The sequence below is a fragment of the Halanaerobium polyolivorans genome (genome assembly GCF_020711195.1).
Taxonomy (GTDB): Bacteria; Bacillota; Halanaerobiia; order Halanaerobiales; family Halanaerobiaceae; genus Halanaerobium; species Halanaerobium polyolivorans.
The window spans coordinates 132,200-151,512 of the sequence record NZ_JAJFAT010000005.1 but is presented as its reverse complement, the minus strand read 5'-3'; the positions used below and the strand labels follow the sequence as shown (position 1 = coordinate 151,512).

18 protein-coding genes and 1 riboswitch are annotated in these 19,313 nt (G+C 32.5%); of the genes, 11 read left to right on the top strand and 7 right to left on the bottom strand.

Going from position 1 to position 19,313, the window contains the following annotated elements; translation table 11 throughout:
- Positions 1–281 precede the first annotated feature (281 nt).
- The 7 genes from gyrA to dnaA form a co-directional block, all read right to left on the bottom strand.
- On the bottom strand, positions 282–2,780 hold the full coding sequence (gene gyrA, locus LJ207_RS05240; RefSeq protein ID WP_255666759.1) for a DNA gyrase subunit A: 2,499 nt from the start codon (positions 2,778–2,780) through the stop codon (positions 282–284).
- Positions 2,781–2,809: 29 nt separating this feature from the next.
- Positions 2,810–4,732, bottom strand: a complete 1,923-nt coding sequence (gyrB, locus tag LJ207_RS05235) for a DNA topoisomerase (ATP-hydrolyzing) subunit B (protein WP_229344779.1) — start codon at positions 4,730–4,732, stop codon at positions 2,810–2,812.
- The gene (gene remB / locus LJ207_RS05230) at positions 4,732–4,992 is read right to left on the bottom strand and encodes an extracellular matrix regulator RemB (protein WP_229344777.1); all 261 of its coding nucleotides are present in this window, start codon (positions 4,990–4,992) and stop codon (positions 4,732–4,734) included. The genes gyrB and remB overlap by 1 nt, the downstream gene beginning before the upstream one ends.
- Before the next feature lie 8 nt (positions 4,993–5,000).
- A complete protein-coding gene (gene recF, locus LJ207_RS05225) occupies positions 5,001–6,122 on the bottom strand; it encodes a DNA replication/repair protein RecF (protein ID WP_229344775.1) in 1,122 nt (373 codons plus the stop codon).
- 3 nt (positions 6,123–6,125) lie between these two features.
- A complete protein-coding gene (locus LJ207_RS05220; protein WP_229344773.1) occupies positions 6,126–6,344 on the bottom strand; it encodes an RNA-binding S4 domain-containing protein in 219 nt (72 codons plus the stop codon).
- Between the two features lie 13 nt (positions 6,345–6,357).
- Positions 6,358–7,473: a DNA polymerase III subunit beta gene (gene dnaN / locus LJ207_RS05215; RefSeq protein WP_229344771.1), complete on the bottom strand. Its 1,116-nt coding sequence runs from the start codon at positions 7,471–7,473 to the stop codon at positions 6,358–6,360.
- Between the two features lie 261 nt (positions 7,474–7,734).
- Positions 7,735–9,156: a chromosomal replication initiator protein DnaA gene (gene dnaA, locus LJ207_RS05210; protein WP_229344769.1), complete on the bottom strand. Its 1,422-nt coding sequence runs from the start codon at positions 9,154–9,156 to the stop codon at positions 7,735–7,737.
- 555 nt (positions 9,157–9,711) lie between these two features.
- Between dnaA and rnpA the strand changes: the two genes are divergently transcribed.
- The 11 genes from rnpA (at position 9,712) to LJ207_RS05155 (ending at position 19,124) form a co-directional block, all read left to right on the top strand.
- Positions 9,712–10,038, top strand: coding sequence for a ribonuclease P protein component (gene rnpA / locus LJ207_RS05205; protein ID WP_229344767.1), 327 nt, complete (start codon positions 9,712–9,714; stop codon positions 10,036–10,038).
- A 151-nt stretch (positions 10,039–10,189) separates the two neighbouring features.
- Entirely contained in the window at positions 10,190–10,399 is a 210-nt protein-coding gene (yidD, locus tag LJ207_RS05200; RefSeq protein ID WP_229344764.1) for a membrane protein insertion efficiency factor YidD, read from the top strand.
- A gap of 14 nt (positions 10,400–10,413) precedes the next feature.
- Positions 10,414–11,064, top strand: a complete 651-nt coding sequence (locus LJ207_RS05195) for a YidC/Oxa1 family membrane protein insertase (RefSeq protein WP_229344762.1) — start codon at positions 10,414–10,416, stop codon at positions 11,062–11,064.
- 2 nt (positions 11,065–11,066) lie between these two features.
- Positions 11,067–11,702, top strand: a complete 636-nt coding sequence (gene jag / locus LJ207_RS05190; protein ID WP_229344761.1) for an RNA-binding cell elongation regulator Jag/EloR — start codon at positions 11,067–11,069, stop codon at positions 11,700–11,702.
- A 70-nt stretch (positions 11,703–11,772) separates the two neighbouring features.
- Positions 11,773–13,167 carry a tRNA uridine-5-carboxymethylaminomethyl(34) synthesis GTPase MnmE gene (gene mnmE, locus LJ207_RS05185; RefSeq protein ID WP_229344759.1) on the top strand — a complete coding sequence of 465 codons (1,395 nt, stop codon included), beginning with the start codon at positions 11,773–11,775 and terminating at the stop codon, positions 13,165–13,167.
- Between the two features lie 31 nt (positions 13,168–13,198).
- Entirely contained in the window at positions 13,199–15,109 is a 1,911-nt protein-coding gene (gene mnmG, locus LJ207_RS05180; protein WP_229344757.1) for a tRNA uridine-5-carboxymethylaminomethyl(34) synthesis enzyme MnmG, read from the top strand.
- Positions 15,096–15,827 carry a 16S rRNA (guanine(527)-N(7))-methyltransferase RsmG gene (rsmG, locus tag LJ207_RS05175; protein ID WP_229344755.1) on the top strand — a complete coding sequence of 244 codons (732 nt, stop codon included), beginning with the start codon at positions 15,096–15,098 and terminating at the stop codon, positions 15,825–15,827. The genes mnmG and rsmG overlap by 14 nt, the downstream gene beginning before the upstream one ends.
- 114 nt (positions 15,828–15,941) lie before the next feature.
- On the top strand, positions 15,942–16,772 hold the full coding sequence (gene noc, locus LJ207_RS05170; RefSeq protein ID WP_229344753.1) for a nucleoid occlusion protein: 831 nt from the start codon (positions 15,942–15,944) through the stop codon (positions 16,770–16,772).
- 12 nt (positions 16,773–16,784) lie between these two features.
- Complete coding sequence (locus LJ207_RS05165) at positions 16,785–17,546, top strand: ParA family protein (RefSeq protein ID WP_229344751.1); 762 nt, start codon at positions 16,785–16,787, stop codon at positions 17,544–17,546.
- The gene (locus LJ207_RS05160; protein WP_229344748.1) at positions 17,539–18,384 is read left to right on the top strand and encodes a ParB/RepB/Spo0J family partition protein; all 846 of its coding nucleotides are present in this window, start codon (positions 17,539–17,541) and stop codon (positions 18,382–18,384) included. The genes LJ207_RS05165 and LJ207_RS05160 overlap by 8 nt, the downstream gene beginning before the upstream one ends.
- 50 nt (positions 18,385–18,434) lie before the next feature.
- The gene (locus tag LJ207_RS05155) at positions 18,435–19,124 is read left to right on the top strand and encodes a DUF554 domain-containing protein (protein WP_229344741.1); all 690 of its coding nucleotides are present in this window, start codon (positions 18,435–18,437) and stop codon (positions 19,122–19,124) included.
- A gap of 59 nt (positions 19,125–19,183) precedes the next feature.
- Positions 19,184–19,268, top strand: a riboswitch (glycine riboswitch).
- The last annotated feature ends 45 nt before the right edge of the window (positions 19,269–19,313 follow it).

The following is a 19,313-nucleotide window of genomic DNA, read 5'->3' as shown; positions in this document are numbered from 1 at the left end:
AGCGCTCTAATCTTCTTTTTTCGTGAAGATTTGTCGCTTCTGCTTTTAACAGCGACATTTAATATCTTATCAATGCTGATGCTGTTTGTCAAGAACTTTTTTTAATTATTTTCTTTTCAAAAACAAGCTGTCTTTTTCAGCGACATTTACTATGTTAACATTGATTAACAGGGTTTGTCAAGAAATAATTCTTTTTATTTTTTTTGACTATAAAAACCCCTGTAAAAGCGGGTTTTATAGCCTTAAATTTACTTTTATTTATATTATTTTAATATTTAAAATCATTCTTGATCATATAATTCGTCTAACTCATCTGTTTCTGTTTCAAGTTTATCTAATTCTTCAAGTTCATCTTCAATTTCTTCTTCATTAATTCTGGCTAAAGAAACTACTTTATCATCTTCTTCAACATTAATTATTTTAACTCCAATGGTATTTCTACCTGTAGTTGAAATTTCTTCTGCTTGAACTCTAATAATTATTCCTTCATGAGTAATAACCATCATTTCAGAACTATCATCTATAATTTTAGCTGCAGCTAATGGTCCATTTTTTTCGGTTATATTGGCAGTTAATATTCCTTTTCCACCTCTATTTTGAATCCTATATTCTGAAAGTGGTGTTTTTTTACCATAACCATTTTCAGTTATTACAAGTAGATGTTCTCCAGCAGAATCAATACCCATATCAATTACATGATCTTCTTCACTAAGTCTAATTCCTCTAACTCCATAAGAATTTCTACCTACTGATCTTACATCTTTTTCATTGAAGTGAATAGCTTTAGCATCTTTGCTAACTAAGATTATATTTTCATTCTCATCTATAATCCTAACTCCTATTAATTCATCATTTTCTCTTAAATTAATCCCAATTAAACCTGTATAATTAGTATCATAAGCATCTAATGAGGTCTTTTTAATTAAACCATTTTTGGTGGCCATAATTAAATAGGCATCTTCTGGAAATTCTTTGACAGGAATTACAGCTGTTACCCTTTCATCTTCCTTTAACTCTAAAAGGTTTATTATAGCCGTACCCCTTGCCTGCCTTCCAGCTTCCGGAATTTGATATCCCTTAAGTCTGTAGACCCTGCCTTGATTGCTGAAAAATAGGAATTTATAATGGGTTGTAGTGGTAAATATATTTTCTACAAAATCTTCTTCCTTGGTGCTTATACCAATTACACCTTTACCACCACGCCTTTGACTGCGGTAAATATCTAAAGGCATTCTTTTTATATATCCCTGATGGGTCATAGCTATTACTATTTGTTCCTCTTCTATTAAATCTTCTATTTCTAGATCAGTTACCTTGTCCATAATATCAGTTCTGCGCTGATCATTATATTTATCTTTTATTTCTAATATTTCTTTTTTGACAATATTAAGAAGCTTATTTTCATCAGCTAAAATAGAACGGTATCTTGTTATTTTATCCTGAAGCTCATCATATTCATTATCAATTTTATTTCTTTCTAAACCTGTTAAACTCTGTAATCTCATTCTCAAAATAGCATTTGCCTGAATCTCAGATAATTCATAATCATCCATTAATGAAATTCTAGCTGTATCTACATCTTCTGCTTCTTTAATCATTTCTACAATTTCATCTATATTTGCTAGAGCAATTTTATAACCCTCTAGTATATGAGCTCTATCTAATGCTTTATCAAGGTCATATTTAGTTCTTCTGGTAATTACATCTTTTTGATGTTCTAAATAATGCTCTAAAATTTCTTTTAAGGATAACACCTTAGGTTCATTATTTACCAGAGCAATCATTATAGTACTAAAAGTTATTTGTAATCTACTATGTTTATATAATTGATTTAAAACTACTTCTGGAGTGGCCTCTCTTTTTAATTCAATTACAATCCTCATACCATCTCTATCAGATTCATCTCTAATATCAGAAATAGCTTCTATTTTTTCATCTTTAACTAGATTAGCTATTTTTTTAATTAAACGGGCTTTATTAACCTGATAAGGTAATTCATCTACTATAATTTGTTTTCTATTAACATTTAAATCTTCAATCCTTGTTTTAGCTCTAACTGTTAATTTACCTCTACCAGTTTTATAGGCTTTATAAATACTTCCTCTACCCATAATCTGTCCACCAGTAGGGAAATCAGGTCCTTTGATAATTGACATTAATTCCTTAGTTGTGATATCTCCATTATCAATTAATTTTATAACCCCATCTATTACTTCACCTAAATTGTGAGGTGGAATACTAGTTGACATTCCAACTGCAATCCCTGCACTACCATTTACCAATAGATTGGGAAAGCGTGCTGGTAAAACTTCTGGTTCTTCTAAAGACTCATCAAAATTAGGTGTAAAATCTACAGTTTCTTTATTTATATCGGTTAATAATTCTGTGGTAATAGATGCCATTCTAGCTTCTGTATAACGCATCGCTGCAGCTGAATCACCATCAACAGAACCAAAATTACCGTGTCCATCAATAAGTGGATAACGATAAGAAAAATCTTGGGCCATCCTAACCATAGTATCATAAACAGCTGTATCACCATGAGGATGATATTTACCAAGTACTTCCCCAACAATACGAGCTGATTTTTTATGTGGTTTATTAGGAGTCATCCCTAAATCATTTAAAGCATATAATATTCTTCTATGAACAGGTTTTAAACCATCTCTAACATCCGGAAGAGCTCTACCTACAATTACACTCATTGCATAATCAAGATAAGAACCTCTCATTTCTTTATCTATGTCAATTTTTTCTACCCTTGCTGCCTTTTGATCCAAATTATTCACCAGCCTTTATATAATAAGATTTAAACATCAAGATTTTTAACTTGAGCTGCATTTTCTTGAATAAATTTTCTTCTTGGTTCTACTTTATCACCCATTAAAATAGAAAATGTCTCATCAGCCATTATTGCATCTTCAATACTAACCTGGAGTAAAATTCTATTATCTGGATCCATAGTAGTATCCCAGAGCTGTCCAGGATTCATCTCTCCCAACCCTTTATATCTCTGTAATGATGTTCTCTCCTTACCAATTTCGTCCATTAATTCTTTAAGTGCTTTGTCATTATATACATATTCTTCTTTTCTTCCTTTTTTAACCTTATATAAAGGTGGTTGTGCTATATAAATATTTCCATTTTCTAATAAAGGTCTCATATAACGATAGAAAAAAGTTAAAAGCAGTGTTCTTATATGAGCACCATCGATATCTGCATCAGTCATAATTATTATTCTTTCATAGCGTAAATTATTTATATCAAATTCTTCTGCAACACCTGTTCCAATAGCAGTAATTAAAGCTCTAATCTCATCATTATTTAATATTTTATTTAAACGCGATTTTTCAACATTTAATATTTTACCCTTTAAAGGTAAAATAGCCTGAAATTCCCTATCTCTTCCCTGTTTAGCTGAACCACCGGCAGAATCACCCTCAACTATATATACTTCAGTATCTTCTGCCTGCCTTTTTGCACAATCAGCTAGTTTTCCTGGTAAAGCAGTTGAAGTAAGAGCACTTTTTCTTCTGGTCAAATCTCTTGCTTTACGAGCTGCTCTTCTTGCTCTAGCAGCACTTAAAGCCTTATCAACAATTGCTTTAGCTATTTTAGGATTCTCTTCTAAAAAAGTTTTAAGAAATGAAGAGACTGCAGAATCAACAAAACCTCTCATCTCAGAGTTACCAAGTTTTGTCTTGGTCTGTCCTTCAAATTGAGGATCTCCTAATTTAACACTAATTATTGCAGTCATACCTTCTCTAATATCCTGCCCTTTTAAATTATCATCAGAATCTTTTAAAATATTCTTTTTTCGGGCATAATCATTAAAGGTTCTAGTAATAGCTGATTTAAAACCACTTAAATGGGTTCCACCCTCTTTTGTATTAATATTATTGGCAAAAGTAAAAATTGAACTGTTATAGCCCTGATGATATTGAATGGCTACTTCTAGTGATCCCTCTTCTCCTTCTGTTTCCAGATAAATTGGATCTGGATAAAGGGGTTTTTTACTCTGATTTAAATATTTAACAAAAGAAACTAGGCCACCTTCATACTGATATTCATCTTCTTTTACTTCATCTACCCTGCTGTCAATTATTTTTATTTTAAGTCCTTTATTTAAAAAGGCAAGTTCTTTTAAGCGCTGGGCTAAATTTCTATATTCATAATCTATTTCTTCAAAAATTTGGGGATCAGCTTTAAATTCTATTGTGGTTCCCGTACAGTCACTATCACAGCTGCCAATAGCTCTCAGTTCGTGCTGAGGTACTCCCCTTTCATATTTTTGCTTATATACTTTACCATCTTTCCAGGCTATTTCAACTTCCATCCATTCTGTTAGAGCATTTACAACAGAAATACCTACTCCATGTAAACCTCCAGAAACTTTATAGCCATCTCCTCCAAATTTACCACCTGCATGGAGGGTTGTCATTACAACTTCTACAGCAGGTTTATCAATTTTAGGATGATTTTCAACCGGTATACCACGTCCATTATCTTTAACCTTTATAATATTACCAGGCTGTATTTCAACGATTATTTCTGTACAATAACCTGCCATCGCTTCATCTATACTATTATCAACTACCTCATATACAAGGTGATGTAAGCCCTCAGTACTGGTTGAACCAATATACATTCCCGGTCTTTTCCTAACGGCTTCTAAACCCTCAAGTACCTGTATATGTTCAGCTTCATAATTACTTCTCTCTTTAAAATCCATCAATATCCCCCATTTTCTTCAGTAAACTTATCAACTCTATCTGCTAGTGTCTTAGATGAGATCATTGAAAGATATATAGTCTCTCCTGTCAATACAAAAGAACGGGGATTACCCGCTGAATAGTCTACTATAAATCCTTCTTCATCAGAAATCTGCATAAATTCTTGTGTGATTTCAGAATAAGTAGTATTTTCTAGATCACCAATTAAAACCACTTCATCAGAAGGAATCATATTACCTCCACCAAGATGTAAGAACATCTTAAAACTCACCCTCTTTTTTTAATTTTACCCTCTTTAACTCTATAAACATGATAAGAGTTATTTTTTAGTCCGGATAAATTTTCTCCATCTGTTGCTGTTATTATAGTTTGAATTTTATTTGCTATGATATCAATTAATGCCTTTCTTCTTAAACTATCTAATTCAGAAAAAACATCATCTAAAAGCAGAACTGGATATTCTCCGGTTTCAGATTTCATAAATTCAAGTTCTGCTAGTTTTAAAGCCAGAGCAGCTGTTCGCTGCTGTCCCTGTGATCCATATTTTCTTAAATCCATCTCATTTACCTTTAAAATCAGATCATCCCTATGTGGTCCAATCACAGTATAACCTCTGTTAATTTCCTCTTCTTTTTTTTCTCTTAAATTTTTATTAAAAAGCTCCCTCAACTCTGCTTCTCCCATTTTTTTAGAAAAACCATTTAATGAAATATCATATTCTATTTCTAGTTCTTCTTTTCCCTCTGTAATCTGTCTTTGAGAAAGTCTCGCCAAGATTTTTAATTTATCAATTACTTCTATTCTTTTTAAAATAATTTTTGCCCCAATAGTAGATAGCTGTTCATCCCAAATAGAAAGCATATTGTCTGCAGATTTTTTTCCATCTCTGATTGATTTAAGCAAATTATTCCTCTGTTTTAAAATATGATCATATTTGCTTAAAAGATGATTGTAGTATCTGCTCACTTGAGAAATTTCTAAATTAATAAATTCTCTCCGATGAGAAGGTCCTTCTTTAACCAACTTTAAATCTTCAGGTGAAAATAAAACAGCATTAAGATAACCCACAATTTCTTTTACCTTATCAAGTGGATTATCATTTAATTCTACCCTGCGTCCTCCTTTATCTAAACGCATAGCTAATTTAATTTTACCTTCTCTGCGCTCTAAAAGCAACTGAATAAGCGCTTCTTCTTTGTCCCAGTTAATTAATTCAGAACAAATACTGCTGCGATGGGAATTACTTGTTGCCATTATGTAAATTGCTTCTAATAAATTTGTTTTTCCCTGACCATTATCACCCAAAAATATATTTAAATTTGGATTCAGATCAATTATTAATTCATCGAAATTACGAAAATTACGGCAGAGAACCCTTTTTAAATACATTTTTTATCCCCGACTTACTTTATATTTTTTATCTTCTCCAGCAAGAGATACAATATCTCCCACTTTTAGAGTTTTTCCCCTCTGTGTTTCTATTTCTCCATTAACTATTACTTCTCCTTCTTGAATTAAGTATTTAGCCTCTCCACCACTCATAACTATATTTGCCCATTTTAAAAATTGATCTAAATTTATTGTATCGGTCTTAATTTCAATATTCTCCAAAAATAACCCTCCTCTAAGAAGCCTGAGCTCTAACAGGCATAATTAAATAAATAAACTTTCCTCCAGCTTCATCTTCATCTTTTATCACAAGAGGATTTAATGGACCTATCATCTCTATATTAATTTCTTCATTTGCTAAAACCTTTAAAACATCGATTAAATAACCAGCATCAATATTTATTTTTTGATCAGGACCGGACAATTCAATTGCTAGTTCTTCATGAGCATAACCAGCACTGCCTTCAGTTGAATTAATTTCCATTATTCCCTCATCAGCTGAAATAGAGATTATATTTGCATCTTCTTTTGCGATCAAAGATGCTCTTTTAACTGCTCCATGTAGTTTGGAAAGATCTGCACTAAATTTAGAATTAAATTCATCAGGTATTACAAGTTCATAATTAGGAAATTTACCTTCGATAAGTCTAGATATCAATTCTATACCAGCAAATTCAAAACGAGCATAATTGCTGTCAACTAAAATCTCTACACTACCTTCATCTTCTAATAAGTTATTTAGTTCATCTAAGGTGCTCCCAGGTAAAATAACTTCTATCTTTTGATCTATATCAGTTTTTAAAGGAGAATCAATATAAGATAATCGATATGTATTGGTTGATACCATCCTTACCTCTTCTGATTTAACAACAAAAAGTGCCCCGGTCAAAGCTGGTTGAGTTTCATCTTTTGAAGTAGATATTCTTACCTTTTCCAGCATAGATTTAAATTTGGCTGCAGGTAAGTTAAATTCAGCACTTGCTTCAACTTCTGGTAAACTTGGAAATTCATCAGGATCAAAACCATTAATTTTAAATAATGAATTTAAGCAGTTTATTTTTAACTGCCATTTATCTTTGTTCAATTCCATTTTGATTTTTTCAGAAGGTAATTCTCTAATGATATTAATAAACTGCATCGCTGGCAGTACAACTGCACCTTCCTCTTCTGAATCAACTTTAACACTATATTTGATACCTAATTCTAAATCTGTTGCCTTTAAGCTGAGAGTATTTTTTTCCACTTTCAAATAAATACCAGTTAAAATAGGAAGTGTTTTGTTTTTAGCCACAGCTCTCCTAACAATATTTAAAGCCTTATATAAATCCTTTTGTTCAATTGAAAATTTCAACTTAGATCCCTCCATTTTAAAAAGTTATTAACAACCCGCACAAAATATTATAGTTGTTTTTTTATTAATATAACTAGTAGTAATAGTAGTAGGGGCTGTTAATATGTGGATAAGCCCTCTAATACTAACTATTAGTTGATTTTGCCTGTAGATAAACTGTTAGTTTAAGCACCTAAAGTTATCCACATACTAACAGTTTGAATTTATCAACATTTTATCTACAACTACCTGAATAACTATCCACAATTTTTGTTTATAACTTTAACCGTGTTTTATTGTATTGGTAAGCCGCTCAATTTTATTGCTGAAATCTTCTTCATTTTTTATTTTTTCTTTAATTTTATTGTGAGCATGAATTACAGTTGTGTGATCTCTACCTCCAAATTCATCTCCAATGTGGGGTAAAGAAAAATCTGTTAATTCTCTACTTAAATACATTGCAATTTGACGAGGAAAAGCAATGTTTTGAGTTCTTTTTTTAGATTCCATATCTTCCATCTTTAAATTATAGTCTTCAATAATTATTTTTTTGATTCTTTCTATATTAACTTCAATATGCTCATCTTTTTTCTTATTAACCAAATCTTTCAATGCTTCTCTGGCTAATTCAATATCTATTTCTCTATCAACAAGTGAAGAATAAGCAATAACCTTAACCAGTGCTCCCTCTAATTCTCTAATATTCGATTGTATTTTATTTGCAATATAGATAACTACCTCATTTGGAATGGTTAAATTCTCTATATCTGCTTTTTTTCGTAAAATAGCAATTCTGGTTTCTAAATCAGGTTTTTGAATATCAGTTATCAAACCCCATTCAAAACGGGATCTAAGTCTTTCTTCAAGAGTTGGTATTTCCTTTGGTGGTCTATCACTTGAAATAATTAATTGTCGATTTGACTCATGTAAAGTATTAAAAGTATGGAAAAATTCTTCCTGGGTCCGCTCTTTACCTGCCAAAAATTGAATATCATCAACAAGTAAAATATCAATATTTCTATATTTATCTCTAAAATCAACAGTTGAATCATCTTTAATTGAATTTATAAGTTCATTTGTAAATGTTTCTGAAGAAACATAAACAACCTTGTAATCAGGATTATTTTTCAAGATAAAGTGGGCAATAGCCTGCATTAAATGGGTTTTACCTAAACCCACATCTCCATAGATAAAAAGAGGATTATATGCCTTTGCTGGTGCTTCTGCTACCGCTAGTGAAGCAGCATGGGCAAAGCGGTTGCTGTTACCAACTACAAAGGTATCAAATGTATATTTAGGATTAAAACCATTTTTAAATTTTTCATCATCTTCCGGTTTTTCTAAATCTTCGAAATCATCGGTTTCATCAATTAAATCAGTATTATTATTTTCTGCTGTAACTTCTTTATTTTTAGCCTGTTTTTCTTTGAATTTTTTAACCTCTTTCGGAGTTAAAAAAAGCAAGGTCCATTCACTACCGGTGAGATCGTTTAAAATTTCCTCAATTAAATTAATATACTGTGATTCTATCCAGTCCTTAATAAAATCATTGGGGACTTCTAAAACCAACTGATTTTCTTTTGTCATTAAAACTGCCTTAGTTTCTGAAAACCAGGTATTAAAACTAGGATTAGTAATTTGATCCTTTATTTCTTCTAAAGTTTTATCCCAAATATGATCTAGTTCTTTTTGCGAAAAAGACATAAAATACCTCCTGTAATTCTTAAAAATTAATCTTAAGTAAAATTCACCCCCTAAAACGGGGGTTAAATAAGCACTTATACACAAAAATGTGGACAACTACGAAACTTATCCACAGCAAAAATTAAAGTAAATCAACTGTCAATTCAGTAAATAACTTTATTTTTCAAAAAAATTATTTTAAAAAATGTTAATAAAAAAACTAAAGATATCCACAATGGGCTATAGTTATCAACAGATTGTGGATAAAAAAATAAAAAATTGTGGATAAAAGGCGAAATTTCCGCTTAAAATATCGAAAATTAGTAGTTGTTGATAAAATAATGCACAAACTGAAAAAAGGCCTTTTAACTAAGTATTTAGTAATCATTAATTTTTTTGCTCTTTAACCATATTAATAATAACAGATTATCAACAAATTATCAACAGAACTTTTTAGTTATTATCTTGTGGATAAACTTTAAATTCCTTGACTCTATTATCTAAATAACATATAATTTTAAATGAATGAAAAATAAACTGCTATTATTGTGTTTTGTTTTAGCTGGGGGTTTTTAAGTGGAGAGTTTAAAAAAGAATAAAGAATTCAAAAAAGTTTATAATAATGGTAAATCATATGTAAGTAGAAACCTAGTTCTTTATGTACTACAAACACCGGAAAAAGATTTTAATAAATACGGTTTATCTGTTTCAAAAAAAGTTGGTAATGCTGTTGTTAGAAATAAATTAAAAAGAAGAATGAGAGAAATAATTAGAGAGTTTGAAAAAAAAGATTTTAAAGCTTATGACATAGTATTTATTGCCCGTAATCCAGCAGCCAAGCTTGATTATCAGGAACTTAAAAGAGATATAAAAAAGCTATTTAAAAAAGCTAATTTATTTTAAGCATTACATAGTTGTGATTAGCTTTTTTGGTTAAATATTCTAATATTAATATGCAAGTAAATTTAAATTCTCTGCTCTAAGTAATTTTCATTTTTTAGATATTTAACTCTGCCTGGCTGATTATGACTGGACTTAAATTAGGGTGATAATTATGAAAAAAATATTATTGTTTTTTATTACAATCTACCAGAAGATTATTTCTCCCTGGACTCCAAAAAGCTGCCGCTTCAGACCAACATGTTCTGAGTATAGCAAAGAGGCAATTAAAAAATATGGAGCTTTAAAAGGAGTTTGGATGGGATTAAAGCGTATTTTGCGCTGTCATCCTTTTCACCCAGGTGGATATGATCCGGTAGAATAGGAGGAAATTAATACATGTTTGATTGGTTAATTAATGGAATGACTTATGCATTAGATTTTATTTATGGACTTGTTGGTAATTATGGTCTGGCTATTGTAATATTTACACTTATAATTAAATTAGCTCTTTATCCACTAACTGCAAAACAAACTCGATCCATGAAAGAAATGCAGGAAGTACAGCCTGAAATGAAAAAGATTCAGAATAAATATGAAGATGATAAGGAAAAACAGCAGGAAGAAATGATGAAGCTTTATAAAGAGCATGGAATTAATCCAGCTGCTGGATGTTTTCCAATGATTGTTCAGATGGCTATCTTGATTCCACTTTACAGAACTATTTTTGCTTTGGGAGATCAGATGGCTAATGAAGCGTTTCTCTGGATTGGAACCATTACCCAGGGTTCTCTTGCAGAACCTGATATTGCAATAGTATTATTAAATGCAGCTGTAATGTTTGCTCAGACACATATTACTCAGAAATTATCCGGAGGTGGAGAAAAGAGCAATAAGATGATGTATATGATGCCTTTATTCATTGTCTTTATTGGTTTTAGATTACCTGCCGGAGTATTAGTATACTGGTTTGTTTCTACCTTATTTACAGTAGGACAACAATATCTTTTATCTAAAGAACCCAGTAAATTTGAGGGGGCTGCCAAATAAAAATGAAAAATATAAAAATAAAAGCTAAAACTGTTGATGATGCAGTTGAAAAAGCACTTTCTAAACTTGGTGTAAAGAGAGATGACGCTAAAATCAAGGTTATTGATGAAGGAAGCAAAGGTATCTTTGGTTTAATAGGAGCTAAAGATGCTGTTGTAGAAGTGGAAAAAATATTTAAACCAATTGAAGAAGGTAAAATATTTTTAGAAAATCTACTGGAAAAAGCAAATTTGGAAATCGAAGTTGAGGTTATTGAGTCAGAAACCGATCAAGAACAGGTTCAATATAATTTAAAAGGCCAAAAAGAATTAGGGCTTGTAATTGGACATAGAGGTGAAACTTTAGATGCTATTCAGTATTTAACCTCAATTTTTATTAATAAAGAACTTGATGATTATTTTAGAGTTTTAGTTGATGCAGAAGGTTATAGAGATAGACGAAGACAAACTTTAGAGAGATTGGCTGATCGTCTAGCTGATAAGGCTGAAAGAAAACAGAGAAAAGTTGTTTTAGAACCAATGCCACCTCATGAAAGAAGAATTATTCATATTAAAATTAAAGAAAAAAATAATGTTAAATCCTATAGTGAAGGGCAGGAGCCTTATCGCAAGGTTATGATAGAACCATTAGATAAATAAAAAAAACAACTTTTATAATAACCCAGCGGGGATAGTTCTCTGCTGGGTTATATTTTTAGGAGGTCTTAGAATGGATATTTTAAGAGAAGATACTATAGCTGCTATTGCAACTCCATTTGGTACCGGTGGTACAGGGAAAATTAGAATAAGTGGGCCAGATGCTTATGAGATTGGAGATCAAATATTTAGATCTGTACAGCAGGGAAAAAAACTCAAAGACTCTGAAAGTTATACTGCCCATTACGGATTTATTTATGATCCAGAAGCCGAGAAAAAAATTGATGAAGTTGTAGCTATTATGATGAGAAAACCACGTTCTTTTACAGGTGAGAATGTATTAGAGTTTGACTGCCATGGAGGAATGACGCCTTTACGAGCGGTTTTAGAACTTGTCTTAGCTAATGGAGCTAGACTAGCAGAACCTGGTGAATTTTCACAGCGAGCATTTCTCAATGGGAGGATTGATTTGGCCCAAGCAGAGGCCATTATAGATATTATAAACTCTAAGACTGAAAAAAGTTTAGATATTGCAGTTGAGCAGTTAAGCGGCAAATTATCTCAAAGAGTAGATGAAATTAAAGAAGTAGCTGTTGAGGTGCTCGCCCATCTTGAAGCTGCTATAGATTATCCTGAAGATGAAATAGAAGGTTTTTCTCCAGAAAATTTAGATGATAAATTTAACTATATTAAAGAAGAGATAGAAAAATTATTAATCAGCAGCAGACAGGGCAAAATATATAAAGAGGGCTTAAAAACTGTAATTGTTGGTAAGCCTAATGTGGGAAAATCAAGTCTTTTAAATTATTTTTTGGAAGAGAAAAGAGCTATTGTTACTGATATACCAGGGACTACAAGAGATGTGATTGAAGAATATGTTAATTTAAAAGGCATTCCTCTTAAAATTATTGATACAGCAGGTATTAGGGAAACAGCTGATAAAGTAGAGAAAATAGGAGTAGAAAGAACTAGAAAATCAGCTGAAAAAGCAGATTTAGTTCTTTTTATGCTTGATATAAGTCAGGGTTTAACCGAAGAAGATTTAGAAATTTATAAATTAATTAAAGAAAAACCACTAATCGTAATAGTTAATAAAACAGATCTTCCTGCTCAGGTAGATAAAAATAAAATAGAGCACGAATTCAAAGAACACAGCTTGCTCTGGATTTCTCTTTTAGAGGAAGAAGGTCTAGAAGAGTTGAGGCAGAAAATTTTAAATGAGATATTAGATGAAGAGCTTAGTGGTGATGACAATGTGATTATAACTAAAAGTAGGCACAAAAATGCCCTGCTTAAAGCTAAAAAGGCAATAGAAAGAGTAATTGTTTCACGTGAAACATCTATGCCTTATGATTTTTTAACAATTGATTTAAAAGACTGCCTCAATGCTCTGGGAGAAATCACAGGAGAAACGGTAGCAGATGATATAATAGATAGGATTTTTAATGATTTTTGTTTGGGAAAATAATAAATGATATTAATTTTAGAAGGGTGATAGAATGGATTTTCATAAATATCCAAAAGAATATGATGTAATTGTGATCGGGGCTGGTCATGCTGGCTGTGAAGCCTCTCTAGCTCCCGCAAGAATGGGTTTTGAAACACTTACCTTAACAGTAAACTTAGACCATGTTGCCTTTATGCCCTGTAACCCATCATTGGGAGGACCAGGTAAAGCACATATTGTTCGAGAAATAGATGCTTTAGGGGGAGAAATGGCCCGTAATATGGATGAAACGATGATTCAAATTAGAATGTTAAACACAAGCAAAGGACCAGCAGTCCATGGTTTAAGGGGTCAATCTGATAAACAGGCTTATCATCAGCGAATGAAAAGAATTTTAGAAAATCAGGACAATTTAGATTTAAAACAACAGATAGCTGAGAAATTGGTTGTTGAAGCTGGAGAAATTAAGGGCATTATTAGTAAAACTGGGATTTTCTTTGCTGCTAAAAAAGTTATTTTAACCACCGGAACTTTTTTAAAAGGGAGAATTATTATTGGAGAGGCTAAATTTAATGCTGGTCCTAATCAGCAGTATCCTGCAAACAAATTATCAGGCAGTCTTAAAGAAGAAGGTATTTCTTTAAGGAGATTTAAAACAGGCACCCCTCCAAGAGTCAGTAAGCGTTCTCTTGATTTTTCTAAAATGGAACCCCAACCAGGGGAAGAAGGATTAAGCTTTTCCTTTCAATCAGAGCCTTTAAAAGGTGAACAGGCAATGTGTTATTTAACCTATACTACAGAAAAAACTCACCAAATTATTAATGAAAATAAGATGAGAACCCCTCTCTTTAGTGGTGTTATTGAAGGTGTAGGACCTCGTTATTGTCCTTCAATTGAGGATAAAGTTGTTCGTTTTCCTGATAAAGGCAGACATCAGTTATTTATTGAACCTGAAGGTGCTCATACAGATGAATACTATATTTCGGGCCTTTCTACCAGTTTGCCTCATGATGTACAAATAGAAATGGCAAGAAGTATTCCAGGTTTAGAAGAGGTTGAAATAATGAGACCCGGTTATGCCATAGAATATGACTGTGTTGATCCTGAAGAACTAAAACTTGATTTAGAACTCAAAAAGATCAAAGGATTATACACAGCAGGTCAAATAAATGGTAGCTCCGGTTATGAAGAGGCCGCAGGCCAGGGGATAGTTGCCGGAATTAATGCTGCTTTAAGCCTTCAGAATAGAGAGCCAATGATTCTGAAAAGATCTGAAGCATATATAGGTGTTTTGATTGATGACCTAGTAACTAAAGGCACCCCAGAACCTTATCGGATCATGACTTCTAGAGCTGAATATCGCCTGCTATTAAGACAGGATAATGCAGATCAGCGCTTAACTCCTATTGGTAGAGAGGTTGGCCTTGTTGATGACAAGCGTTATCAAAGTTATCAAAGCAAAATTAAAGGAGTAGAAAAAGCATTAGATTATTTAAGAGATGAAAATAATAAAGTTAATCCAACTGCAGAGGTCAGAGAAAAATTAGAAGAACTTGAAAGCGGAAATCTCAGCAAACCAGTTACTTTAGAGGCTTTATTAAGAAGGCCAGAATTATCATATGAAGATCTTCGCTATTTTGCGCCTGATTTACCAGAAATAACTAAAGATGTTGCTGAACAGGTAGAAATACAGGTAAAATATAAAGGATATATTGATAGACAGCAGGCTCAGGTTGAACAGTTTAGAAAAATGGAAGAAAAGAAAATACCTGAAGAGCTAGACTACAGTCAGTTGGAAAATTTAAGGCTTGAAGCCAGAGAGAAATTAGCTCGGGTAAGACCCCTTTCAATCGGTCAGGCTTCAAGGATCTCGGGGGTTTCTCCTGCTGATATTTCAGCCTTGATGATTTATTTAGAGCAATATAATCGTTCTAAAAAGGATGATGAAAATGGAGATAAATAAAGATGATTTTATAAATAAACTTGAAAAAGGATTAAAAGAACTAAATATTTATTATAGTCAGCAGCACCTAGACCAGCTTTGGCAATATTATTGTTTTTTTAAAAAAGAAAACAAAAAATATAATTTGAGTTCTATTACTAAAGCTGAAGAGGTAATAAAAAAACATTTTTTAGATTCACTGGTTATTTTGAAACATTTAGATTTAAGAGAAAAGAAGCGCTGGCTGGATATTGGAACTGGAGCTGGTTTTCCGGGCTTAGTTTTAAAATTATTTTTACCTGGAGATAGTTTTTACCTGCTTGATTCATCAGCAAAAAAAATAAATTTTTTAAATCAATTAAGCTACAAATTAGATCTACAGGGTATAAGAGCTACTCATGGTAGAGCTGAAGACTTAGCCAGAGTTGATGGTTGGAGGGCTAGCTTTGATCATGTAAGCTCAAGAGCTGTTGCTTCTTTAAATATTTTACTAGAATATGCAGTTCCCTTTTTAAAAGTTGGCGGAAGCGCCTTTTTCTACAAAGGCCCTGAATATAAAAGTGAGATTGAAGCTGCAGAAAAGGCATTAGATCTTTTAGATGCTCAAATCAAAACAAGTATAAAGCTTGATGTGCCGGGCCTTGAGGCGGAAAGATATTTGCTAGTTATAGAAAAGCTGAAAGAAAGCGACGAAAAATATCCAAGAAGAGCAGGTATTCCAAATAAAAGACCACTTTAAAAAACAAAGAGAATTTTCTTCTATAAAAATTAATTATGATTTAATTATCTGATTTAAAAAGGATTTTTAAAAAATTCAAAGAACTATATCTTAGTAGACAGGAGGTATGGATTTATGAAAATTCCTTTTTTTAATAGTGATATAAAAGGAAATAATGAAGAAATAACTCAGCTTAATATTGCAGACATTTCTGCTAATCCCTTTCAACCCCGCCGAGAATTTAAGGATTCAGAAATTGAGGAATTGGCTGATTCAATAAATAATTTTGGTTTAATTCAGCCGATTACTGTACGTAAAAAAAATAATAAATATCAACTAATAGCTGGCGAAAGACGTTTGAGAGCTGCTAAAAAGTTGGGTAAAGATAAAATACCTGCTGTAATTAAAAACTTTGCTGATCAGGAAATGGCTGAAATTGCTTTAGTTGAAAATCTTCAGCGTAAAGATTTAAATTTTTTAGAAGAAGCTGCTGCTTATCAAAGATTGCTGGAAGAGTTTGATTTAAGCCAAAAAGAACTAGCAGAACGCTTATCTAAAGGGCAGTCAACTATAGCTAATAAGCTGAGGTTACTTCAGCTAAATGATGAAATCCAGGAACTTTTAATTGATAAAAATCTAAGTGAAAGACACGGTAGAGCCCTTCTAAAGCTGGATTCAGCTGAGCTTCAGCTAGAAATATTAAATAAGATTGCTGCTGAAGAACTTACAGTAAGAGAAAGCGAAAAATTGATCGAGTCTGCACTAAAACCAAAAAAGAAAGCCAAGAAAAAGATTAAACACCTTTCTGATGATCTAAGATTATTTGCTAATTCATTAGAAAAAACACTTAAAGAAATTAAAAGTTCTGGAATTGAAGTCGAAATGGATCGTAATTATAACTATAATGATGATTATATAGAATATAAGATCAAATTGGCAAAAAATAACGGCAAATCAAAAAGTTAAAGAGGTGGAATTATGGGTAAAAAAATAGCCATTGTCAACCAAAAAGGTGGGGTTGGCAAAAGCACAACAGCGGTCAATCTTGGGGCTGGGTTGGCTGAAAATGGACTAAAAGTGCTGCTAATAGATATTGATCCTCAGGGAAATGCCACCAGTGGCTTAGGTATAGAAAAATCTGAAGCAGAGTATACCATATATGATCTGCTCATAGAATCAGAAGCAGCTGCTAAAGCAGTAGTTAAATCAGCTAGTAAAAATTTAGATTTAATTCCCGCAAATATAGAGCTTGCAGGAGCAGAAATAGAGTTAGTTTCCATCATCTCCCGAGAAAGCAGGCTAAAAAAATCTATAGCTGGAATATCTGATAATTATGATTACATAATTATTGATTGTCCTCCCTCATTAGGCCTTTTAACTTTAAATGCTCTGACAGCTGCAGATAGTGTAATGGTACCGATTCAGTGTGAGTATTATGCATTAGAAGGTTTAGGTCAATTGATGAATACCATTGAACTAGTCCGCAAGAATCTTAATCCTGATTTAAGAGTTGAGGGAGTTTTAATGACGATGTATGATGCTAGAACTAATCTCTCTGAGCAGGTAATTGAAGAAGTGAAAGACTATTTTTCTGATCTTTTATTTAAAACAATAATACCCCGCAATGTAAGATTAAGTGAGGCTCCAAGCTTTGGCCAGACAATTCTTGACTACAGCAGTAATTCTAAGGGAGCTAAAGCCTATAGAAAACTGGCAGAGGAAGTGATTTCAAGTGAGTAAAAAAAGATTAGGTAAGGGTTTAAGTGCATTAATAAATAATGAAGAGAATATAGATCAAAGTAGGGTTGAAGAAGTTTTTGTTGATCAAATTGAAGCTAATCCTTTTCAACCACGCAGAAACTTTGATCAGCAAGCACTGCAAGAGTTAGCTGCTTCAATTAAGGAAAAGGGTTTGATTCAACCAATAACCCTGCGCAAGATCAAAGCTGAAAAATACCAAATTGTTGCTGGAGAAAGGCGTTGGCGGGCTTCACGTATGCTTGATCTGGCTAAAATACCGGCTGTGATAAGAAGTTTTGATGATCAAGAAATGCTTGAGATTGCTTTAATAGAGAATCTTCAGCGAGAAGACCTCAATCCTATTGAAGAAGCAAGAGCTTATAAAAAAATGTTAGATAATTTTGATATAACCCAGGAAGAACTTGCCCAAAGGGTAGGTAAAAACAGATCTACTGTTTCAAATATGATAAGATTGTTAAAATTAAGTGATAAGGTTTTAAAACACTTAGAAAAAGGAACAATTACGGTTGGTCATGCAAGAGCACTTTTAGGTTTAGATATAGAAGCTCAAGGGCCTGCCTGTGAAAATATAATTATTAAGGATTTAACTGTTCGAGCAACTGAAAAATATGTTGAAGAGCTAAAAAATCTTACTCACAAAAATAAAAAGAAAGCTAAAAGCAGTGAATTATCTAAAGAGTGGACTACAGCTGCAGAAAAAATAGCAGCAAGTCTTGGCAGTAATGTTAAAATAAAATCACGCAAAAAAAACAAGTTATTAACTATAGAAATAGAAAGCATAGAAAAACTAGAAGAGATAATTGCAAAGTTAAACTAAAATGTTTCACGTGAAACATAAAAATATAATAGATATAGACAGGTGATTTGATGATTGGAACTGTGGTCAATGTGTTGTCAGTTATAGCAGGCAGCACCTTAGGGGTTATATTTAGAGGTAATTTCCCAGAGAAGATACAAAAAACTTTAATTCATGGGATTAGTTTAGCTGTAATGTTAATTGGTCTGCAAATGGCTTTAAGTATTGAGAAATCACCAGATATTATTCTTGTAATTTTTAGTTTGGTAATCGGAGCAGTTATAGGAGAGCTTTTAGAAATTGAAAGAAGGCTCAATGATTTTGGCAATGCTCTAAAAGAACGTTTTGCAGCAGAAGATGCTCTCTTTGTACAGGGTTTTGTGCAAGCAAGTTTAATCTACTGTGTAGGAGCCATGGCAATAATGGGAGCAATTCAGGATGGTTTAAACAATGACCCCAGTATTCTTTTTACAAAATCCTTGCTTGATGGAGTGACAGCCATTGCTTTTGCTGCCAGCACGGGGATAGGAGTTGCTTTTTCGGCAATTCCAATCCTACTTTATCAGGGCAGCATAACAATTTTAGCAGGCTGGGCAGAAGCTTTTTTAACAACAGATATGATTAGAATTATGACTGCAACAGGAGGCCTGTTAATTGTTGCTATTGCTTTAAATATGTTGGCTAAAACAGAAAAGATAAAAACAGGTAATTTGCTTCCAGCACTTGCTGTTGCAGTATTGTTAAGTGCAGTGGTTTTTTAAAATTGTTTTTGCATTAGCAAAACAAATAAGATATAATAAAAGCAAATAGAATACAGCGGATGAAGGCTGGGTGAGAGACCTTAAAAAGGCGCCGAAGGAGCAAGGGAAACTGAAACTCTCAGGCAAATAGAATCCAGTTGGACGGAACTCTGGACATTTATGAGAAGCAAGCAATGAACAGGGAGTCAG

Bases quoted from the DNA above. Each gene is read 5' to 3' on its own strand.
- rsmG (WP_229344755.1), top strand. From the start codon at position 15,096: ATGGAGATAAATAAAGATGATTTTATAAATAAACTTGAAAAAGGATTA.
- yidD (WP_229344764.1), top strand. From the start codon at position 10,190: ATGAAAAAAATATTATTGTTTTTTATTACAATCTACCAGAAGATTATT.
- remB (WP_229344777.1), bottom strand. From the start codon at position 4,992: ATGTTCTTACATCTTGGTGGAGGTAATATGATTCCTTCTGATGAAGTG.
- mnmE (WP_229344759.1), top strand. From the start codon at position 11,773: ATGGATATTTTAAGAGAAGATACTATAGCTGCTATTGCAACTCCATTT.
- gyrB (WP_229344779.1), bottom strand. From the start codon at position 4,732: ATGGATTTTAAAGAGAGAAGTAATTATGAAGCTGAACATATACAGGTA.
- mnmG (WP_229344757.1), top strand. From the start codon at position 13,199: ATGGATTTTCATAAATATCCAAAAGAATATGATGTAATTGTGATCGGG.
- noc (WP_229344753.1), top strand. From the start codon at position 15,942: ATGAAAATTCCTTTTTTTAATAGTGATATAAAAGGAAATAATGAAGAA.
- LJ207_RS05165 (WP_229344751.1), top strand. From the start codon at position 16,785: ATGGGTAAAAAAATAGCCATTGTCAACCAAAAAGGTGGGGTTGGCAAA.
- jag (WP_229344761.1), top strand. From the start codon at position 11,067: ATGAAAAATATAAAAATAAAAGCTAAAACTGTTGATGATGCAGTTGAA.
- recF (WP_229344775.1), bottom strand. From the start codon at position 6,122: ATGTATTTAAAAAGGGTTCTCTGCCGTAATTTTCGTAATTTCGATGAA.
- LJ207_RS05195 (WP_229344762.1), top strand. From the start codon at position 10,414: ATGTTTGATTGGTTAATTAATGGAATGACTTATGCATTAGATTTTATT.
- dnaA (WP_229344769.1), bottom strand. From the start codon at position 9,156: ATGTCTTTTTCGCAAAAAGAACTAGATCATATTTGGGATAAAACTTTA.
- LJ207_RS05155 (WP_229344741.1), top strand. From the start codon at position 18,435: ATGATTGGAACTGTGGTCAATGTGTTGTCAGTTATAGCAGGCAGCACC.